Source organism: Mixta mediterraneensis (genome assembly GCF_014946725.1).
In the GTDB taxonomy this organism is placed as follows: Bacteria; Pseudomonadota; Gammaproteobacteria; order Enterobacterales; family Enterobacteriaceae; genus Pantoea; species Pantoea mediterraneensis.
This window is the reverse complement of the sequence record NZ_JACFXY010000010.1, coordinates 134,211-152,725: the sequence shown is the minus strand read 5'-3', so window position 1 is coordinate 152,725 and position 18,515 is coordinate 134,211. Positions and strand designations below refer to the sequence as shown.

The 18,515-nt window shown below is 50.3% G+C and carries 21 protein-coding genes and 1 pseudogene; 6 read left to right on the top strand and 16 right to left on the bottom strand.

What is annotated here, in order from left to right:
- Window positions 1–50 precede the first annotated feature (50 nt).
- The 3 genes and pseudogenes from H2P46_RS17370 to H2P46_RS17360 form a co-directional block, all read right to left on the bottom strand.
- Window positions 51–443 (bottom strand): hypothetical protein, encoded by a 393-nt coding sequence (locus H2P46_RS17370; RefSeq protein ID WP_193406152.1) that lies wholly within the window; start codon window positions 441–443, stop codon window positions 51–53.
- A 95-nt stretch (window positions 444–538) separates the two neighbouring features.
- A pseudogene (locus H2P46_RS17365) lies at window positions 539–1,798 on the bottom strand (tyrosine-type recombinase/integrase).
- Window positions 1,799–1,983: 185 nt separating this feature from the next.
- On the bottom strand, window positions 1,984–2,847 hold the full coding sequence (locus tag H2P46_RS17360; RefSeq protein ID WP_193406151.1) for a YicC/YloC family endoribonuclease: 864 nt from the start codon (window positions 2,845–2,847) through the stop codon (window positions 1,984–1,986).
- A 231-nt stretch (window positions 2,848–3,078) separates the two neighbouring features.
- Between H2P46_RS17360 and rph the strand changes: the two genes are divergently transcribed.
- Together rph and pyrE are read left to right on the top strand one after the other, a co-directional pair.
- Window positions 3,079–3,795: a ribonuclease PH gene (rph, locus tag H2P46_RS17355; RefSeq protein ID WP_193406150.1), complete on the top strand. Its 717-nt coding sequence runs from the start codon at window positions 3,079–3,081 to the stop codon at window positions 3,793–3,795.
- Between the two features lie 49 nt (window positions 3,796–3,844).
- Window positions 3,845–4,486 (top strand): orotate phosphoribosyltransferase, encoded by a 642-nt coding sequence (pyrE, locus tag H2P46_RS17350; RefSeq protein WP_193406149.1) that lies wholly within the window; start codon window positions 3,845–3,847, stop codon window positions 4,484–4,486.
- Between the two features lie 31 nt (window positions 4,487–4,517).
- Here the strand turns inward: pyrE and slmA are convergent, their stop codons facing one another.
- The 3 genes from slmA to coaBC form a co-directional block, all read right to left on the bottom strand.
- Window positions 4,518–5,114, bottom strand: a complete 597-nt coding sequence (gene slmA, locus H2P46_RS17345; protein WP_193406148.1) for a nucleoid occlusion factor SlmA — start codon at window positions 5,112–5,114, stop codon at window positions 4,518–4,520.
- A gap of 121 nt (window positions 5,115–5,235) precedes the next feature.
- Window positions 5,236–5,694 carry a dUTP diphosphatase gene (gene dut / locus H2P46_RS17340; RefSeq protein ID WP_193406147.1) on the bottom strand — a complete coding sequence of 153 codons (459 nt, stop codon included), beginning with the start codon at window positions 5,692–5,694 and terminating at the stop codon, window positions 5,236–5,238.
- On the bottom strand, window positions 5,672–6,892 hold the full coding sequence (gene coaBC, locus H2P46_RS17335; RefSeq protein WP_193406146.1) for a bifunctional phosphopantothenoylcysteine decarboxylase/phosphopantothenate--cysteine ligase CoaBC: 1,221 nt from the start codon (window positions 6,890–6,892) through the stop codon (window positions 5,672–5,674). Before coaBC ends, dut begins: the two co-directional genes overlap by 23 nt.
- A 183-nt stretch (window positions 6,893–7,075) precedes the next feature.
- On the opposite strand from coaBC, the gene radC reads away from it, so the two are divergent.
- From radC to mutM, 4 genes are all read left to right on the top strand, one after another.
- On the top strand, window positions 7,076–7,732 hold the full coding sequence (gene radC, locus H2P46_RS17330) for a RadC family protein (protein ID WP_193406145.1): 657 nt from the start codon (window positions 7,076–7,078) through the stop codon (window positions 7,730–7,732).
- A 240-nt stretch (window positions 7,733–7,972) separates the two neighbouring features.
- Complete coding sequence (gene rpmB, locus H2P46_RS17325) at window positions 7,973–8,209, top strand: 50S ribosomal protein L28 (protein ID WP_193406144.1); 237 nt, start codon at window positions 7,973–7,975, stop codon at window positions 8,207–8,209.
- Between the two features lie 11 nt (window positions 8,210–8,220).
- Window positions 8,221–8,388, top strand: coding sequence for a 50S ribosomal protein L33 (rpmG, locus tag H2P46_RS17320; protein ID WP_001051798.1), 168 nt, complete (start codon window positions 8,221–8,223; stop codon window positions 8,386–8,388).
- Window positions 8,389–8,457: 69 nt separating this feature from the next.
- Entirely contained in the window at window positions 8,458–9,267 is an 810-nt protein-coding gene (gene mutM / locus H2P46_RS17315; protein WP_193406143.1) for a bifunctional DNA-formamidopyrimidine glycosylase/DNA-(apurinic or apyrimidinic site) lyase, read from the top strand.
- On the opposite strand, the gene coaD is transcribed toward mutM, so the two are convergent.
- From coaD to H2P46_RS17265, 10 genes are all read right to left on the bottom strand, one after another.
- Window positions 9,264–9,749, bottom strand: a complete 486-nt coding sequence (gene coaD / locus H2P46_RS17310) for a pantetheine-phosphate adenylyltransferase (RefSeq protein ID WP_193406142.1) — start codon at window positions 9,747–9,749, stop codon at window positions 9,264–9,266. The two genes, mutM and coaD, sit on opposite strands and share 4 nt — an antisense overlap.
- Window positions 9,746–10,522 (bottom strand): glycosyltransferase family 2 protein, encoded by a 777-nt coding sequence (locus H2P46_RS17305; protein ID WP_193406141.1) that lies wholly within the window; start codon window positions 10,520–10,522, stop codon window positions 9,746–9,748. Before H2P46_RS17305 ends, coaD begins: the two co-directional genes overlap by 4 nt.
- A complete protein-coding gene (gene waaA / locus H2P46_RS17300) occupies window positions 10,522–11,796 on the bottom strand; it encodes a lipid IV(A) 3-deoxy-D-manno-octulosonic acid transferase (RefSeq protein WP_193406140.1) in 1,275 nt (424 codons plus the stop codon). Before waaA ends, H2P46_RS17305 begins: the two co-directional genes overlap by 1 nt.
- A gap of 90 nt (window positions 11,797–11,886) precedes the next feature.
- The gene (locus H2P46_RS17295) at window positions 11,887–13,020 is read right to left on the bottom strand and encodes a glycosyltransferase family 4 protein (protein ID WP_193406139.1); all 1,134 of its coding nucleotides are present in this window, start codon (window positions 13,018–13,020) and stop codon (window positions 11,887–11,889) included.
- The gene (gene rfaQ / locus H2P46_RS17290; RefSeq protein ID WP_193406138.1) at window positions 13,013–14,089 is read right to left on the bottom strand and encodes a putative lipopolysaccharide heptosyltransferase III; all 1,077 of its coding nucleotides are present in this window, start codon (window positions 14,087–14,089) and stop codon (window positions 13,013–13,015) included. Before rfaQ ends, H2P46_RS17295 begins: the two co-directional genes overlap by 8 nt.
- Window positions 14,090–14,162: 73 nt before the next feature.
- Window positions 14,163–15,158 (bottom strand): glycosyltransferase, encoded by a 996-nt coding sequence (locus H2P46_RS17285; RefSeq protein WP_193406137.1) that lies wholly within the window; start codon window positions 15,156–15,158, stop codon window positions 14,163–14,165.
- Window positions 15,142–16,065, bottom strand: coding sequence for an O-antigen ligase family protein (locus H2P46_RS17280; protein ID WP_193406136.1), 924 nt, complete (start codon window positions 16,063–16,065; stop codon window positions 15,142–15,144). The genes H2P46_RS17285 and H2P46_RS17280 overlap by 17 nt, the downstream gene beginning before the upstream one ends.
- 104 nt (window positions 16,066–16,169) lie before the next feature.
- On the bottom strand, window positions 16,170–17,138 hold the full coding sequence (locus H2P46_RS17275; protein WP_193406135.1) for an IS5 family transposase: 969 nt from the start codon (window positions 17,136–17,138) through the stop codon (window positions 16,170–16,172).
- Window position 17,139: 1 nt separating this feature from the next.
- Window positions 17,140–17,511 (bottom strand): hypothetical protein, encoded by a 372-nt coding sequence (locus tag H2P46_RS17270; protein WP_193406134.1) that lies wholly within the window; start codon window positions 17,509–17,511, stop codon window positions 17,140–17,142.
- A gap of 8 nt (window positions 17,512–17,519) precedes the next feature.
- Window positions 17,520–18,512, bottom strand: a complete 993-nt coding sequence (locus tag H2P46_RS17265) for a glycosyltransferase family 8 protein (protein WP_193406133.1) — start codon at window positions 18,510–18,512, stop codon at window positions 17,520–17,522.
- Window positions 18,513–18,515: the final 3 nt, after the last annotated feature.

Here is an 18,515-nt window from a genome sequence, read left to right as displayed (position 1 = left end):
CCACTCTGGTCTCCAATGTCATCATTGGCAGTGCCTTAAAACTGCCATTTTTACCCTAGGTGGGTCAGATTTACATCGGCAGGTGGGCCAGTTTTACATCGGTAGCGACATCTAAACACACTGCTAATTCTCTCGATGTCATCGTACTCAAAATCGAGCTGTTCATTAGGAATAAATCTTTCATCGTCTAGAAGGCAAACGGTGGCGCCAGCATCGTCAGTTTTGACGATAAACTTCTCCATTTGTATTCTTTTAGTCGTTTTAATCAGGCGGGCAAAAACGCCGTATCGACCCTCACTTAAAAGGGCTGATACAGTCAAGTGACCGTCTAAAGCCAGTTGCAAGCAGTCGGCCACGGTTATCTCTTCTTCCATGGTAAGAGATAATCTCTGTGCTGTTTCTTCGAGTGTCAGCCAGTTCTTCAGGCGAAAAAGCTTATTCATAGCGTTACCTTTTACGCTTTACCTTAAAGAGGGATTGAGCCAGGTGGCAAGGTAGGCCGCTTTTCACCCCGTCGGGCTAGGCTCAATCTAATTTGTTACTTAGCCCTTCTCAAAGGCGTCACGTTGTACTGTTCACCGTTCTCCAACGCCACCAGCAATTCAGCCCACTGGATAAGCGCTGACTTTCGCTCTTCGAAGTACTGATGCCGGTTGTAGATACCCTCGACCCCTTTAATGCGGTGATTGAGGCATCGCTCAGCAACGACGGGATCACATCCCAGCGCTGCGAGATGGGTACGCGCCGTGCGGCGGAAGTCGTGAATGGTGAAGTTGGGAACGTCTGCCATCTCGGCACGTACTTTTGCCAACGCCACCGGCAGTGTGCTTTCCTGAATATGGGGGATCATGCGGTTTTGCATCTTACGGGCAGGAAGCACCCATTTGCTGTTACAGGAAAAGGTGTGAAGCTCTTTCAGCCAGGCTAATGCTGGTGGTGCCAGTGGAATATCTATCGCATCACCGTTCTTTGTGCGCTCGGCTGGTAGGTGCCATATCCCTTCATCTAAATCGAACTCAACCCACTGAGCAGCGCATAGCTCCATCTTCCTGACGGCTAGAGCAAGCAATAGCTTAAAAGTGAGCTCATTCTGGCGGCTAAACCCTTTAGCTGTACGCATGGACTGAAACAGCTTTATCAGTTCATCACGGTTTAGCCATCGGTCGCGGCTGATCTCTTTACCACCAGCATCAGAAATCTCGAAAGCAGAGCAGGGGTTAACTTCCAGAGCGTGGCGCTTTATGCCGTAATCAAAAATGCGGCGTGTCCAACGCAAAACGTCTGTGGCAATAGTTGGTGCGCCACGGTCAACAATCCCTTTAAGCATGTCATCGATATGGCGGGGCTTAACATCCTCAACCTTCATATTCCCGATGCAGGGATTGATGTCTTTATCAATGCGGCGACGTAGTATGTCGGGGTGCTTCCAGCGTGGCAGGATCTGACGTTCGAAATACTCAGCAGCCAGTTGTGAAACGCGCATCGCATTCTTCTCAGCGTCAATTTTCGCGATCGCATCAGCTTTTCGTTGCTGCTTCTCTCCGGCCACGTCATAGCCCAGCGACACGCGCGCGGATAGCTCCTTAACCGTTTCCCTCGCCTTAGCCAGCGATAGCTCCGCATAAGAGCCAATAAGCATCGCCCGGGCTTTGCCAGAGAATTTATAGCGGAAGCGTCAGACGGGGGTTTGATAGTTCTCGCGGTAGGACAGGTAAAGTCCATTGCCGTCCGATCTCCCCTCAAACCTCTCGCCTGATTTAATCCATGCGCGTATCTGTGCGTCAGTAAGCTTTGGCATCGGTGAATCCAGTGCTGATTAGTGGTGTACACCCACGGAATTATATTTTTCTCCATGGGTACACTTAGGTGTACATCCTAATCATGCGCTTTCATGCGTCGTTATGCTAGCTCCTGATAACAAAAAATCCCGACTAGATGCGGGTTTTGTGCGGGTGGTGCTATCTAATGAATTTTAGTGCGTCGTTACTCGATGTTCTGAATCTGCTCACGCATCTGTTCAATCAGCACTTTCAGCTCAATTGCGGAGGCGGTGATGTCAGCGTTAATCGACTTTGATGCCAGCGTATTCGACTCACGGTTAAATTCCTGCATCATAAAATCGAGGCGGCGGCCAACTGCTTCCTTTTTCTTTAGAATGCTATAGGTCTCTTTAACGTGCGCTTCCAGACGGTCCAGCTCTTCCGCCACGTCAATGCGCTGTGCCATCATCACTAACTCTTGCTCGAGGCGATTATTTTCCAGCTGCACTTCAGCATCTTCCAGTTTCGCCACTAAACGCTCGCGCTGCCACTTCACAATTTCTGGCATTCGGGCGCGTACTTTGCTTATTTCCTGCGTCACGCCTTCCAGACGCTGTTCAATCAATGACTTCAGTGCGGCGCCTTCGCTTTCACGTGCGGTGATGAATTCATCCAGCGCGCTATCCAGTGCTTTAAGTAACTGGGAGTTGATGGCATCTAAATCCTGTTCCTGCGCCGACATTACGCCAGGCCAGCGCAGAATATCCAGTGGATTAATCGCTCCTTCGTCGCTCTGCATTTTGACCCAATTGGCAGCCTGCACCAGCTGTTTTGCTAGCGCTTCGTTCAGCATAAGTTCGCCTTGTGCGCTTGGATCAGCATCAAAACGCAGATTGCACTCGATTTTTCCACGCGTCAGACGTTGACGAATGCGTTCGCGAATCACCGGCTCCAGGCCACGAAATTGTTCCGGCAAGCGGATATAGGTTTCCAGATAGCGTTGATTAACGGAACGCAGCTCCCAGGCGGCGCTGCCCCATTCGCCTTTGGCTTCACGACGGGCATAAGCGGTCATACTGCGGATCATAAGCGTTACTCATTTTCAGAAAGATGGGGTGAAGTATAGCGAGGCCAGGCAGCGCATAACAGGCATAAGCGTATCAGAAACGGCATTACGTAATATTTATCATTAAGCGACAAATAGTTACGCTCGCCATGCTGTGAACTGCTCCGGACAAGGCATAAGACCACGGCAAGAGACAGCGAACGAGGAAGTCCGTATAATGCGCAGCCAATCATTAGTAAGCCGGAGATTACCATGCGTCCAGCAGGCCGTAGCGCACAACAGGTGCGTCCCGTCACATTGACCCGCAATTATACCAAACATGCTGAAGGTTCCGTTTTGGTGGAATTTGGTGAAACCAAAGTGCTTTGCACTGCCACTGTGGACGAAGGTGTGCCGCGCTTCCTTAAAGGACAAGGCCAGGGCTGGATAACTGCCGAATATGGCATGCTGCCGCGCTCAACGCACAGCCGAATGGCGCGTGAAGCGGCTAAAGGTAAACAAGGTGGACGCACGCTGGAAATTCAACGCCTGATTGCCCGCTCGCTGCGTGCCGCTGTTGATCTCAAAGCGCTGGGTGAATATACCGTGACCCTCGATTGCGACGTGATTCAGGCCGATGGCGGCACACGTACTGCTTCTATCACCGGCGCCTGCGTAGCATTAGCGGATGCGCTGAATAAGCTGGTGGCAGAGGGCAAACTGAAAGCTAATCCGATGAAAGGCATGGTGGCTGCGATTTCTGTCGGCATCGTCAACGGCGAAGCGCTGTGTGATTTAGAGTATGTGGAAGATTCCGCCGCCGAAACTGATATGAATGTTGTGATGATGGAGGATGGTCGCATGATCGAGGTGCAAGGCACCGCAGAAGGCGAACCGTTTAGTCATGAAGAGTTACTGGCGTTATTAGCACTGGCGCGTGGCGGTATTGAAGAGTTAATCCAGGCGCAGAAAGCCGCACTGGAAAATTGATGCAACAGGCGACCAGCGAGTCGCCTTTTCTTTATTTGAGGAGCAAGAGATGAAAGCCTGGCAGCGTCAGTTTATTGAGTTCGCCTTAAACAAGCAGGTGCTGAAGTTTGGTGAATTCACGTTAAAATCTGGGCGTAAAAGCCCCTATTTCTTTAACGCCGGTCTGTTTAACAGTGGACGAGATTTAGCGCTGCTGGGGCGCTTTTACGCGCAGGCGCTGGTAGACGATGGCGTGGATTTTGACCTGCTATTTGGTCCCGCCTACAAAGGCATTCCAATCGCTACAACCACTGCCGTCGCGCTGGCCGATCATCATGATCGTGATGTTCCTTACTGTTTTAACCGCAAGGAAGCTAAAGATCATGGTGAAGGCGGTTTACTGGTCGGTAGTCCGCTCGAAGGGCGTGTAATGCTGGTGGATGATGTGATTACCGCTGGTACGGCAATTCGCGAATCAATGGACATTATCAGCGCGCACAACGCGACACTGGCTGGCGTATTAATTTCACTGGATCGCCAGGAGCGTGGACGCGGAGATATTTCAGCAATCCAGGAAGTAGAACGTGACTATAAATGCAAAGTCACCGCGATTATTACCTTGAAAGATCTGATTGCTTATCTGGAAGAGAAGCCAGAGATGGCTGATCACCTTGCGCAGGTTCGCGCTTATCAGAAAGCCTACGGCATTTAATGCAAAAATGCGGGCACCAGCCCGCCTTCTGCTATATCAATTGTGCGGCAATCAGCGGCCAGCGGGTATCGAAGTCTGCTGTGGGACGAAAACGAAACTCAGAACGAACGTAACGCGATAATAATCCTTCGCAAAATGCCAACAGCTGGCTGGCTAACAGGGTATCGTCCGACTGAAAACCTTCGCCTTCACGCATCTTTCGCTCGCGCATGACCTGACGCAGTTGTACCTCAATACGCTCGAACAGCTGATTAATACGACCCTGCAAGCGGTCCTGCTCAAACATCAGCGCATGGCCGGTCAAAATACGCGTTAGCCCCGGATTACGCTCACCAAACCCCAGAATCAATTGCACGATAAGACGCAGACGCGCCATCGTCTCTTTTTCATCTTTAAGAATCAGGTTGATACGGGTAATCAGACTGTCTTCGATAAATTCTATCAAGCTGTCAAACATGCGTGTTTTGCTGGGGAAGTGGCGATATAAAGCCGCTTCAGAGACACCCACATTTGCTGCCAGTTTGGCGGTCGTAATTCGCTGGCTGCCATCACTTGACTCAAGCATTTGCGCCAGCGCCTGCAAAATTTCTTCGCGACGGTTCCGCTTTGCGACTGTTTTTTCTGCCATGATCCTAAAGACCCTTGAATTTCACCATAAACAGGCAACACCTACGCATCTGCCACAAGCAAGTGTCTCATGACAATGAGAAATAATAATGACTGGCGTAAGTGAAAATTGGTAGCGTGTGTTACTGACGGCCTGAATGACCAAAGCCACCTGTGCCGCGCAAGCTGGCGTCAAAGTCTTCAACCAGGTTGAATTCGGCCTGCACCACCGGTACAAAAACCAGTTGTGCCATGCGATCGCCGGGCTGTAGCGTAAAACTTTCCTGTCCACGATTCCATACAGAAACCATTAACTGGCCCTGATAGTCGGAATCGATCAGACCCACCAGATTGCCCAGAACGATGCCGTGTTTATGGCCCAGGCCTGAGCGCGGCAGAATGACGGCAGCCAGGCTGGGATCGGCGATATGAATCGCTAAACCCGTTGGCACCAGCGTGGTGGTGCCTGGTGCGATTTCCAGCACATCATCCAGGCAAGCGCGTAAATCTAACCCAGCGGAGCCCGACGTCGCGTAGGTCGGCAGGGGAAATTCTTTGCCAACACGTGCATCAAGTATTTTAACGTCTATTTTTTTCATCATAACGGCTGACAATCTCGTCTAATAAGAGCTGGCCAAGGAGCGCCTTCTCGCTGAGCGGTAAGCGTTTTTCTCCGTTGTGCCAAAAAAGATGAAGAGCATTGGTGTCGCTATCAAAACCTTGTCCGGCTTTAGCAACGTCATTAGCACAGATTAGGTCCAGATTTTTGCGTACTCTTTTTTGCCGGGCGTATTCTTCCACATTCTGGGTTTCAGCGGCAAATCCAACCACAAAAGGACGGTCTGCTTGTAATGCGGCGACACCAGCGACAATGTCGGGATTTTTTATAAGTTGCAGCGTGGCGTTATCATCATCGCCCTGTTTTTTGATTTTTTCGGCCGCAATTTCGGCTGCCCGATAGTCTGCCACGGCTGCGCTTGCAATGAAAATATGTTGTTTGTTTATCTCGCTCATCACCACAGCCTGCATCTCTAGCGCCGTAGTGACATCAATACGTTTCACACCGACGGGCGTGGTCAGACTGACCGGACCGGCTACCAAAAGGACGTTTGCGCCACGTTTGGCGGCCGCTGAAGCGATAGAAAAGCCCATTTTTCCTGAACTTTTATTGGTGAGGTAGCGCACCGGGTCCAGTGCCTCGCGCGTCGGACCGGCAGTAATCATAATATTGAGATGTTGCATATCGTTGACTGGTGATGCCCATTGCACGGCATGGTCAACAATTTCCAGCGGATCCAGCATGCGACCCGGCCCCACATCGCCACAGGCTTGACTGCCGCTGTCTGGCCCCCAGATTAGCAGGCCGCGAGTCTGTAAGGTTTGCAGGTTTTGTTGGGTGACAGGCGCACGGTACATCTGCTGATTCATCGCCGGAACCACAGCAACGGGTGCGGCAGTCGCAAGACAGGCCGTGGTCACCAGATCATTTGCCATACCCGCAGTCAGGCGGGCTATCAGATCGGCAGTGGCAGGGGCCAGCACAATTAAATCAGCCCACTTCGCGAGTTCTATGTGACCCATCGCCGCTTCGGCGGCTGGATCGAGCAGATCATCCATTACCGGGTAGCCGGAAACTGCCTGTAGGCTGAGCGGTGTAATAAAGGCTTTGGCTCCTTCGGTCATCATTACGCGGACATCGGCGCCGCGATCGCGCAGGCGACGAACTAATTCCGGTGTTTTATAAGCGGCAATGCCGCCGCTCACGCCCAAAAGAATTTTTGTTCCGGCTAATCCCATCATCTTTTTGCCTCACTCATCTGTTTGCCGCGCCTGACGCGACATGTTGCACGGACTTTATCACAAAACCCTTGAATCGCTTTTTCACTCCCTGTTGTTTGCGAGACATCTCGTAAAACGCCGCAGTACTGCTGGTGACTGGCAAGGCGGCGGTTCAGGATAGTGAAGGCAGCAGGGAGAAAGTCCATGAAAAATATGGCACCGCGGGAAAAATTACAGCATTTAGGTGTGGAGGCGTTGAGCGACGTTGAGTTATTGGCCATTTTTCTGCGTACCGGTTCAGCAGGGCTGAATGTTATGGATCTGGCTCAACAGATGCTCCAGGAGTTTGGCTCGCTTTATCATATTATGACCGCCAGCAAAGCGGCTTTCAGTGACATCAAAGGTGTCGGGGATGCAAAGCTGGCACAGCTGCACGCCATTGCCGAACTGGCGAAGCGTTTTTTTGCCAGTCAGCTGGCGCGAGAAAGTGCGATGGAAAACCCCCAGGTTACGCGACACTATTTGCAAAGCCTGTTAGCGCATCAGGAACGCGAGATCTTTATGACGCTGTTTCTGGATAATCAACATCGTGTCTTACTGGCGCAAAAGATGTTTTCCGGTTCAATTAGCAGCGTTGAGGTGCATCCACGCGAGATTGTACGAGCAGCACTGAAGGTGAACGCGGCAGCGTTGATACTGGCACATAATCATCCTTCAGGCGTGTCGGAACCCAGCAAAGCGGACCGCGGTATTACTCACAAAATCAGCGAAGCCTGCCGCCTGCTTAATATTCGCTTACTCGATCATTTTGTTATTGGCCATGGTGAATATGTTTCATTTGCCGAGCGTGGCTGGCTTTAAGAGTAAGGAAAGGGAGGCCGGATGATGGCTTTTTACCCGATCATTCGGGATCTTTATCTGTTCGGGACTTGAGCACTTGCGCCGAGCGGCGTATACTACGCCACCTTTGAGAATCTCGGGTTTGGCGGTTAGGCCAGCTTAGCGGGTTCCATGGAACTCGCCTGGCGGGCTGCAAGCCTGACGAGGCGGCCAAAACCTAATTTTTAAAGCTCGAGCTGATTTGATTTTTGGAGAATAGACATGTCACGAGTCTGCCAGGTAACTGGAAAGCGCCCGGTGAGCGGTAACAACCGTTCCCACGCAATGAACGCGACGAAACGCCGTTTCCTTCCGAACCTGCACTCACACCGTTTTTGGGTTGAGAGCGAGAAGCGCTTCGTTACTCTGCGTGTATCTGTAAAAGGTATGCGTATTATTGATAAAAAGGGCATCGATACGGTTTTGGCCGATCTGCGTGTCCGTGGTGAGAAGTACTAAGGAACTGAATCATGGCTAAAGGTATTCGTGAGAAGATCAAGCTGGTTTCCTCTGCTGGTACAGGTCACTTCTATACCACCACGAAGAACAAACGTACTAAACCAGAGAAACTGGAACTGAAAAAGTTCGATCCGGTTGTACGTCAGCATGTAATCTACAAAGAAGCCAAAATTAAGTAATTTTGGTGTTCTGCTAAAAACCCGGCTCCGGCCGGGTTTTTTGTTTGTGAAAAACGCTGAGGAGAGGCTATGCCAGAGTTACCAGAGGTTGAAACCAGTCGTCGCGGTATTGAGCCGCATTTAGTAGGAGAAACTATCCTGCATGCCATCGTGCGCAATGCACGTTTGCGCTGGCCGGTTTCACAAGAGATTCTGGCATTGAGCGATCAGCCGGTCCTTAGCGTTCAGCGTCGTGCCAAATATTTGCTGCTGGAGCTACCGCACGGCTGGATTATTATCCATCTTGGTATGTCTGGCAGTTTGCGAGTGTTAACTGAAGCATTGCCGGCGGCTAAACATGACCATGTTGATTTGGTGATGAGCAATGGCAAAGTGCTGCGCTATACCGATCCGCGACGCTTTGGTGCCTGGTTATGGAGCAGCGACTTAGCGGGCAGCAACGTGCTGGCTCATCTGGGACCGGAACCGCTTAGCGACGTGTTTGATGGCGATTATCTGTTTGAAAAGTCACGCGGCAAGCGCACGGTGATTAAACAGTGGTTAATGGATAACAAAGTGGTCGTCGGCGTCGGTAATATTTACGCCAGTGAATCGCTGTTTACTGCGGGGATCCTGCCTGACAGAGCCGCAATGAGTTTAAGCAAAAAAGAAGCGGAACTGCTGGCTAATACGATTAAAGCGGTGCTGTTGCGCTCGATTGAACAGGGTGGAACCACCTTACGTGACTTTTTACAGAGTGATGGCAAGCCGGGTTATTTCGCTCAGGAATTGCAGGTTTATGGCCGGGCGGGTGAACCGTGCCGCGTGTGTGGAACACCAGTTATTAGCGGCAAGCACGGGCAGCGCAGCACTTACTGGTGCCCGTGCTGCCAGCATTAGCAGTAGATAAGTTTGGCCTGTAACGCCTGATGTACCGGCGCGGGAAGGAAGGCGGTAACATCGCCACCGTGACGCGCCACCTCTTTCACCAGCGAAGACGAGACGAACGAGAAACCTTCAGATGGCATCAGGAAGACGCTTTCCAGCGTGGGCAATAAATGGCGATTCATATGCGCCAGCTGTAGCTCATATTCAAAATCTGATACCGCACGCAGGCCACGCACCAACACATTAGCCTGCTGCGCACGGGCAAAATTCGCCATTAAATCGCTAAATCCAACCACTTCAACATTAGGCAAGTGCGCAGTTACCTGCTGTCCCAACGCAACTCGCTCATTCAGGTCAAACATCGGTTTCTTACCTGGACTTGCTGCCACCGCCACTATAAGGTGATCAAACATCTGTGCCGCACGGGTCACAATGTCGAGATGGCCTAACGTAACAGGATCAAACGTTCCGGGATAAATGGCTTTAGTACTCATATACACCTTTTTGCCGAGGATTGACCAAGCGCCCAAAGCGCCGAGTATTTGTTAAACGTATACTGCGCATTAACTACCGCTAATATCCAGCCCTGTTTACCGTCAAGAAAACCAGCACGTAGCAGCAGCGTTTTGATAAAAGCGCTTAACGTATGGCTAAAAATGGAGAACAGCCCGCAGCGTTTACCGCGTTGGTGACGTTCCTGCACCCAGGCTTCAGCATAGGCAAGCTGCTTACGCTGAAAAGCGATGAGGTTGCGGCAGGTTAGATGTTGCAGATGGCCCTTCAGCATTCGGACTGGCGCATCCTGGGCGTTGAGCGATTCATGCACCTGGTTATCGTTATAGTTCAGCATCCGTGGATAAAGGCGCGTCACGCGATCGGGATACCAGCCGCTGTGGCGCATAAACCGGCCCAGGAACAGGTTGCTGCGGCTCAGGCTATAAACGGCGTTGCTGGGCGGTGCGTTTAATACCTGCTCAATCGCCTTATGCAGTTCAGGGGTTACGCGCTCATCGGCATCAAGCATCAAAATCATTTCGCTTCTGGCATAACTTTGCGCGCGCTGACGTTGCTTGCCATATCCTGGCCAGTCGTCAGCATGAAACACTTTAGCACCCGCAGCGCGAGCGATTTCAACGCTATCATCCGAGCTACCAGAATCCAGTATGATAATCTCATCAGCCCAGTTAACTGAGGCGAGGCAAGCTGGCAACAGTTCCGCTTCGTTTTTGATGATTATCACCACCGAAAGACGTTGGCGTATTGGCATTAATGGGCCCGTGGCGGTAAATGAGGTTCAAGTAACTGTAAAAGACGCTGTAGTGCGCCCTGATTCTGGTGCAGCACATCCACCGCATGACGGCCGTAATAACGGCGATAATCATCGTCCTGGAGTAAATTAGTCACTTCTTTCTCAAGCGAGATGACGTCCGTAACGATGATCAACCCCTGTGCTTCCTGCAATTTGCTGCAAATATCTTTGAAATTCCAGATATGCGGGCCCATCAAGACAGGAATAGCATGTGCTGCTGGCTCCAGCGGGTTGTGTCCACCACGCTCAACCAGACTGCCGCCGACAAATGCTAAATCAGCAATACCGTACAACAACATTAACTCACCCATTGAATCGCCGATGACAACCTGAGTAGAGCTGGAAGGGATCTCGCCACTGCTGCGCAAGATAAAACTGAAGTTGCGTTTTTGCGTCAGTTCTCGCGCATCGTTGAAACGCTCTGGATGGCGCGGCACCAAAATTAACAGCAAACTGGGAAAAGTTTGCAGCAAGCGACGATGCGCATCCAGTACGATCGCCTCTTCACCTTCGTGAGTGCTGGTAGCAATCCACACGGGACGACGCGAGGCCCATTGGCGACGCAGGGTTACTGCTCGCGCGGCCAACTCCGGCGTAACGGAAATATCAAATTTCAGGCTGCCCGTAACCGTTAACTGTGAACGTTTCAGGCCGAGTTCAAGGAAACGCTCACCATCTTCAGCGTTTTGCGCGGCTATCAGCGTGATGCTCTGCAATAGTTGACGCATAAAGTTGCCCAGTTTGCGATAGCCTTTAGCGGAGCGTGCTGATAAACGGGCGTTAGCGATGACTAATGGAATCTGGCGTTGATGCAGTATACGAATGATATTCGGCCACAGTTCGGTTTCCATGATGATCACTAACCGTGGGTTCACCGTATCCAGGAAACGATTGATAGAACCGGGTAAATCGTAAGGCAGGTAAACGTGATGCACATCCTTACCAAACGCTGACTGTGCACGCTCCGATCCAGTTGGCGTCATCGTTGTAACGGTAATTGGCAAGGTGGGATAACGATGGCGTAACGCCCGCACCAGCGGAACAGCGGCCAGGGTTTCGCCAACGGAAACTGAATGCAGCACAATGCCGCCGGGTTGAACTTTGCCCACACAGTAGCCGTAACGCTCGGCCCAGCGCTTACGGTATGCCGGAGCTTTACGACCGCGCAGCCACAGGCGCAGCCAAATCAGTGGCTGGATAAGATAAAGCAATGCGGTGTAAATGGTCGTCATAGTTACCGTTACGACATGTTGGTGTCAAAAAATACAAAAAATTAGATTGCGGCATGGTAACAGAAACGCCACGCGCACTCATCTGACTTGTCAGTTAGCGTTTAGCACCTGTTGATACAGCGAAGTTAAGGCCTTAGCTAACCTTTGCGGACCATAAGGCTCAACTTTACGGCGCGCAGCCTCACCCATGCCTGAATCGACAGCGAGTGACGGAATAGCATTGATAGCCCGGTTTAACGCGTTGATATTCAACGCATCGCAGACAAAGCCTTCCTGACCAGCCGTTATAAACTCAGCGCCACCACAGCCGGTACTGGTGATCACCGGTAAGCCGCAAGCCATCGCCTCCAGCACCACATTCGGGAAGGGATCGTAGAGCGTAGGCAGTAATAAACCATCGGCGGCATGATAGAACGGTTGTACATCCTGCTGAACGCCGACAAAGCGCAGGCGATCCAGACAGTTCAGCTGATTCGCCAGCTGTTGGTAGCGCTGCAACTGTTTATCTTGCCCCACGACTATCAGGTAGCGATTGCTACGGGCTACCGCCTCAATTGCGGCCTTCAGGCCTTTCCGCTCAAAGCCTGAACCCACGTAGACCAGCACCGTGGCGCTGTCTGGCAGCGTAAGCTGTTGACGACTGGCGTGACGGGTAGCCTCGGTTGCGGGTTGAAAGTGGTAAGTATCAATTGCGTTGTGAATCACATGAATTTTACTGGCATCAAGCGAAAAGCAGCGCAAAATATCGCCTTTTACCATCTCTGAATTGCAGATTACCGCCTTAAGCGCCGGAGAATGGAACATTCCCGCTTCTGCCTGTAATACATAGCGATGATAAGGACTGAGGGTGGCGCTCAGGCGCTGCCATGGCGATACAAGGCGTGCACGCTGTTCAAGCCAGACGCGATGGACGCCATCACCAGCACGAAAAATATCGCAACCGGCGATGCGCTCATGGCTTTGCACAATATCAAATTTCTCCCGTTCCCAGCAGGCGCGTGCCGCACGAGCAAAGCCACGTTCCCGTGAGATACGCCCCCATTTGGCGGGATTACAGATATGCAGATGCCAGTCAGGATGGGGTATACCCTGCCAGTGGCGGGTAATGATATTCAGGTCCAACTGTTCACTGCCCAGCGCTTCCAGGGCGCGTGAAATAAAGCGCTCGGCACCGCCATCGGGACGATATTTCTGGCGTACAATCGCCAGACGTAACTTATTCATTTAAATAGCTCCTGGCGGCTGCAACCACATCTTCAACCGGAATGGCTGAAAGAAAACGCTGTTCAGTTTTAGTATCAATGGAGTCCGGCGAAGGTAGCGAACTGTAATCGCCAGCCCAGATCACGCGATTGTTTTTGCCCCAGGGACGCCACTGTTGCAATTTGGTTGGGCCAAATAGCGCAATGCATGGTGTATCCAGTGCCGCTGCCATATGCATGGGTGCCGAATCAACACCAATAAATAGCTGCGCGTGATCAATCAGCGCTGCCAGTTGCGGCAATGAGAGTTTTCCTGCGAATGAGATCACTTCAGGCGATTGGCTCAGAGACTGAATATGCTTAATCATCGCCAGCTCTTTTTTATCCAGCGCCGCAGTGAGGATTATCTTGCGGCCGGGCTGCGCCAACTGGTCAATGGTGGCCGCGAATTTCTCATCTTCCCAGCATTTAAAACCCCAGCGCGAGGTTGGCTGTACCACAATAAAAGGTGACGTTATGCCGCTTTTAGCCAGTTGAGTAAGGACAATTTGCTTATCACTTTCGCTGTAATACATTGACGCATATGCGTTTTCACGGCTGATGCCCAGCGGCGCCAGCGCAGTCATATTTTGCTCAATAGTATGTAATGCATTGTGATCGTTAGTAGGAACCAATTGGTTGTGGCAAAACCGCCAGAATGGATTATCCCGCTTTTTAAAGGCGAAACCGATGCGCAGCGGCGCACCTGATAAACGCGTCACGATCGCCGCGCGCCATTGATCAGCCAGATTGATGACTACATCATAATGACTGGCACGAATAGCGGCGATTAGCGCACGTTCATGTGCAAATTTGCGCCAGCTCCCTTCGTTTTTCCACTTGCGGTCAATAATATGAAAATGACGTATTGCCGGATGCGCGTCCAGCATTGGACGTGTTTCCTGATAGAGCAGCACATCAATATTCGCCTGTGGATAATGCTGATGAAGCGCATTAATGACAGGTGTCGTCAGCAGCATATCGCCATGATGGCGTAATTTAATAAGCAAAATATTTTGCGGAGAAGTGTTTGCTGCCATCGGGCTTGCCATAGTCCATTGTTCTCAAATTTTTATGGGCTGATTGTAGGGAAAAGCTTTTTGAGGTTAAAGCCAACCATTGTGGTTAAGTGTAACGCCAGCGATAAAGGCGGCTGAGCCACAGCAAAAGCTGATACCACTGTTTCACGCCTCGCGCGTTTCGCAGCATGCATCGATGGGTTCCGGTTGAGAAAATATCTGCAATGATAGCGTTGCGTGCATTTTCGTCCGGCTCTCGCCGTACGCTATGGCAAACGCTAAGCGCTTCATGGGTAATTTGATAATGGAAGGCGGGATATATTTTTGTCACGCCGCGATAATGTTGATTGAGTTCTTCCAGCATGCGGGCAATTTTTAAATAGTGCCGTTGATATTCCACATTACGCTGGCCGGTACGTTTGCAATTGCTGATGGAAGCATCATGCATATAATAGCGATAAAGGATCTCATCAGTATAACGTACACGTTTTGCCAGCAGCATAAACTCGGTGGTCCATGGAATATCCTGATGATGCAGACCTGGCTCGAACTGTAATTGATGCTCTTCAATTAATGCCCGACGGTAAATGCCTAACCAGACTACATGCATGTAGCGACGCGTTTTCAGCGCGGTGCTTAACCATTTAGCACCATCGAGTACACCCGTACTACGCAAACGAACCAGAGGAATGAGTGGCTTAGCTCGTTGGTCCCGTTTAAAAAACCATTCAGCGTTACACTGAGCTGCATCCAGATTATCCGCTTCAGCCATTTCTACCAGTATCTGATACATTCTGGGCGCCATGGTGTCATCCGCATCGGGGAAGGTGACATATTTACCACGTGCAATGGCTAAACCGGCATTGCGTGCACGTGATACGCCACCATTTTCCTGATGAATTACCTGAATATGTGGATGCTGCTGCGCGTAGGCGTCAGCGCGCTCACCAGAACCATCGCTGGATCCATCATTAACAATGATGATCTCCAGCGATGCCAGTGACTGCGCAAGTAATGAATGCATAAATTCATCGAACATGCTGCCCGCGTTATACATGGGAGTAATAATGCTGAGCAAGGGGGAATCAGATAAATTTACCATGGCAATATTTAAGCCCTGCCGAAGTTACAGAAGCGGAATATTGCCGCATCATGACAAAATAACCCCAGATTAAAAGAATAAAATAGGGAGATTCGCGATTATAAAACTGGGAATCGCCCATGCTGAAATAGATCACAGGAATGGCGAGCAGTAGTCCTTCGTAGTAACGTTTTTTACCGCATAAAGGGGAAACGAGCAGGGCCACAAAAAACGCTATCATCGTGATACCACCAGCAATGCCTTGTAAGGATAAACTCTCGATGATGTCATTGTGAGTATGATACTGAATATTCAGATAGGCGATTTGGTTATCGGGTTGGTGAATATCAAGCCAGTGTTTAGCTTCCTGATTTCTGCTGTCTGCTGATTGGCCCCATGGGTGTTGTGTGAACGCCCAAAGTCCTGCTTGCCACATGCCGATTCGGCCACCAATTGACGTGCTGGTATCACCGTTCTGATACTGTTCAATTTCCGTTTTCACCGTTTCGATACGGTTAAGCAGATGAGAGGAATATTTTGCTGCGCTAAAGGTTGCTGCTATTAAAAGGGCAGCAAACAGGCTTATCCACATCACGCGTGTACGCCAGGGCGACACCATGATGTGATGAATAATCGCCACAAGGAAAAATAAACTAAATAGCAGGATCGCTGAGCGGGTTTCAGAAACGCCTAATAAAATAAACGAAACAAATAAAATCAGGAAAAACGGTAACGGATAATGACGTGGAAAAGCCTTACGGATTGACCAAAGGGTGACGAGAGCCAGTAACGTAAACATATACGCACCCGACGTGGCGGCATCAGAATTTATTTTGGGTCGCTCGCCGGTTACCATAAAGCCATGGATACCTGTCAGGGTGATAAGGATTAACATTAAGCACAGCATTAATGTTCCGGTCTGCACCATGCGCGGCGACAGCGTCCATTTTGGACTGAGGCGGTGGACAATATAAAGCGGCTTTGTTGAATAAATCAGCTTCAGGACGAGTGACTCTGTAGCTGACCGGGTTTTCAGGCAATACGCACGCTTTCTGGCATACCAGCCTTCGTTATTTTATTCAGCGCACGCACCATGCCCAAAGCCTCTGCTACCTGACCATCGTAATCACGCAGCGTCAGTGAACCTCCGGACAGTTGCTTTACCCTGTACATGGCCGTCTCCGCTATCGAGCGACGGTTGTAATCTGTTGTCCATTTCCACCGGGCATTACTCCCGGTCAGCCGCTGATTCGCTACTGCACGGTTACGGTCTGCGTACTCTACGGGCCAGTAACCCGCTCCTTTTCGGGGCGGGATGAGGGCACTGATTTTCTTGCGCCGCAGTTCATCGTGACAGAGTCGGGTGTCGTAAGCGCCGTCTGCTGCGGCTGCCCTGATTTTTCTGTGTGTCTGCCGGATAAGACCCGGGAAAGCTTCTGAGTCCGTGACGTTGTTCAGAGACAGGTCCGCGCAGATGACTTCATGTGTTCTGCTGTCAACGGCCAGATGCAGCTTCCGCCAGGTACGACGGCGCTCTTTGCCGTGATTTTTGACTTTCCATTCGCCTTCACCAAAAACCTTCAGCCCGGTGGAATCAATCACCAGGTGTGCGATTTCACCCCGGGTGGGTGTTTTGAAACAGACATTAACCGACTTTGCCCGCTTGCTGACACTGCTGTAATCCGGGCAGCGCAACGGAACGTTCATCAGGGCAAAAATGGAATCAATAAAACCCTGCGCAGCCCGCAGGGTCAGCCGGAACAGGCGTTTAATCATCAGGACGGTGGTGATGGCAAGGTCAGAATAGCGCTGAGGTCTTCCCCGTGATGAAGGCGTTGCCGACTCATACCAGGCATGAGTCGCTTCATCGTCCAGCCAGAAAGTGAGGGAGCCACGGTTGATGAGGGCTTTGTTGTAGGTGGGCCAGTTGGTGATTTTGAACTTTTGCTTTGCCACGGAACGGTCTGTGTTGTCGGGAGGATGCGTGATCTGATCCTTCAACTCAGCAAAAGTTCGATTTATTCAACAAAGCCATATAAAGCACAAAAGCGCCTAATATCATCCTCTTACCGCTGATGCGATAGTGCTCCCCAATTAACGGTAATTGTTGATTCGTGGTGATAGTTGCCCATAACCATTTACTGAGACCCAACAGTAAAAACAAAGTAGGCAGCCAGTAAAAAAATACTTTTTTATCGCGCCAGATGATCCAGAATGTGCTGAGCAGAGACAAATAAGTCAGAAAATAGTAGGTATTACGCGATACTTCTCCGGAATAGAGAAAAAACGCCATCGAAATGATCGTCAGGCAGTAAAACAGCTTTGCACGCATATCTTCAGTAAAGATGAATTTCGCAAAATGAACGATGCGCATTGCCGCCCTCAGTTAAAAAACTTATGTCTGATGTAATTCATCATCCAGGAAACACTTTCAGCGTAATGTTTTTGATGCCATTTGATACGAGAAAATCGCTTCATTTCTTTATGATTTCCAGGTAAATCAAGCGGCTGATCAGCCCAGGGTGAGCGTTGATAATAATCGAAATAAATCAAAGAAAGATCGCCGCCGCCCCACGCATGCCAGGGTTTACACTTGCCCGTATAATGAATCATGACGGTATCTTCCGGCACGCGGAATGCGTGCCAGACCTTATTGGCGATGATGTCATAGATATGGTTATAGCGTTCCGGCAGAATCAACACATCCTCTTCCAGTACCAAATTCAATGCGTCTTGATCGGGAAACCCAAACTCCGTGCCTTGTTTGACCAGCACATCGGTGATCCGTTCCGTTGTATTACTGGCTAACCATCGGGGAATATTGATGAGCATAAAGCCTGAGTTAAAATAATTACCTGACGATAGTCCCAGCTTATTACATTGATTTTGCCGTGCCCGAGGCGTGTCGTTACAGGCACAAAGCGTATACTGACCAATATCCAGCATAAACAGTGGCGAGTAATCACCCACCACCAAGGTATCGGCATCAATATAAATAACGCGGTCACTGTAGCGCGCAACGGTTTCAGGAATCAAAAAACGGTAATAAATGCTTTTAGGATAGCGTCCGACTGCTGGCAAATTATCTAGCCAGGTGCTGTTAAAAATATGCAAAGTAATGATGAGCGGATATGCTTCGGCCAGCGATTGCAGTTTTTTTACATCTTTTTCATCAAGAGAATCAGAGAAAATGTGGGCGTGAAAAGCAGTATGTGGATGATTTATTAATAGCGAAAAAAGGGTAATGCCTAAACCACGTGCATAAGCGTGATTGATGCCAAAAGCGATATGTACGGGCGCCGCGTCCGTGTCTGAGAGCGTATTCACTAAAACTGTACTTTGCTGTACAGCGTCTGCAAGCTGAATAATTGCCATTGT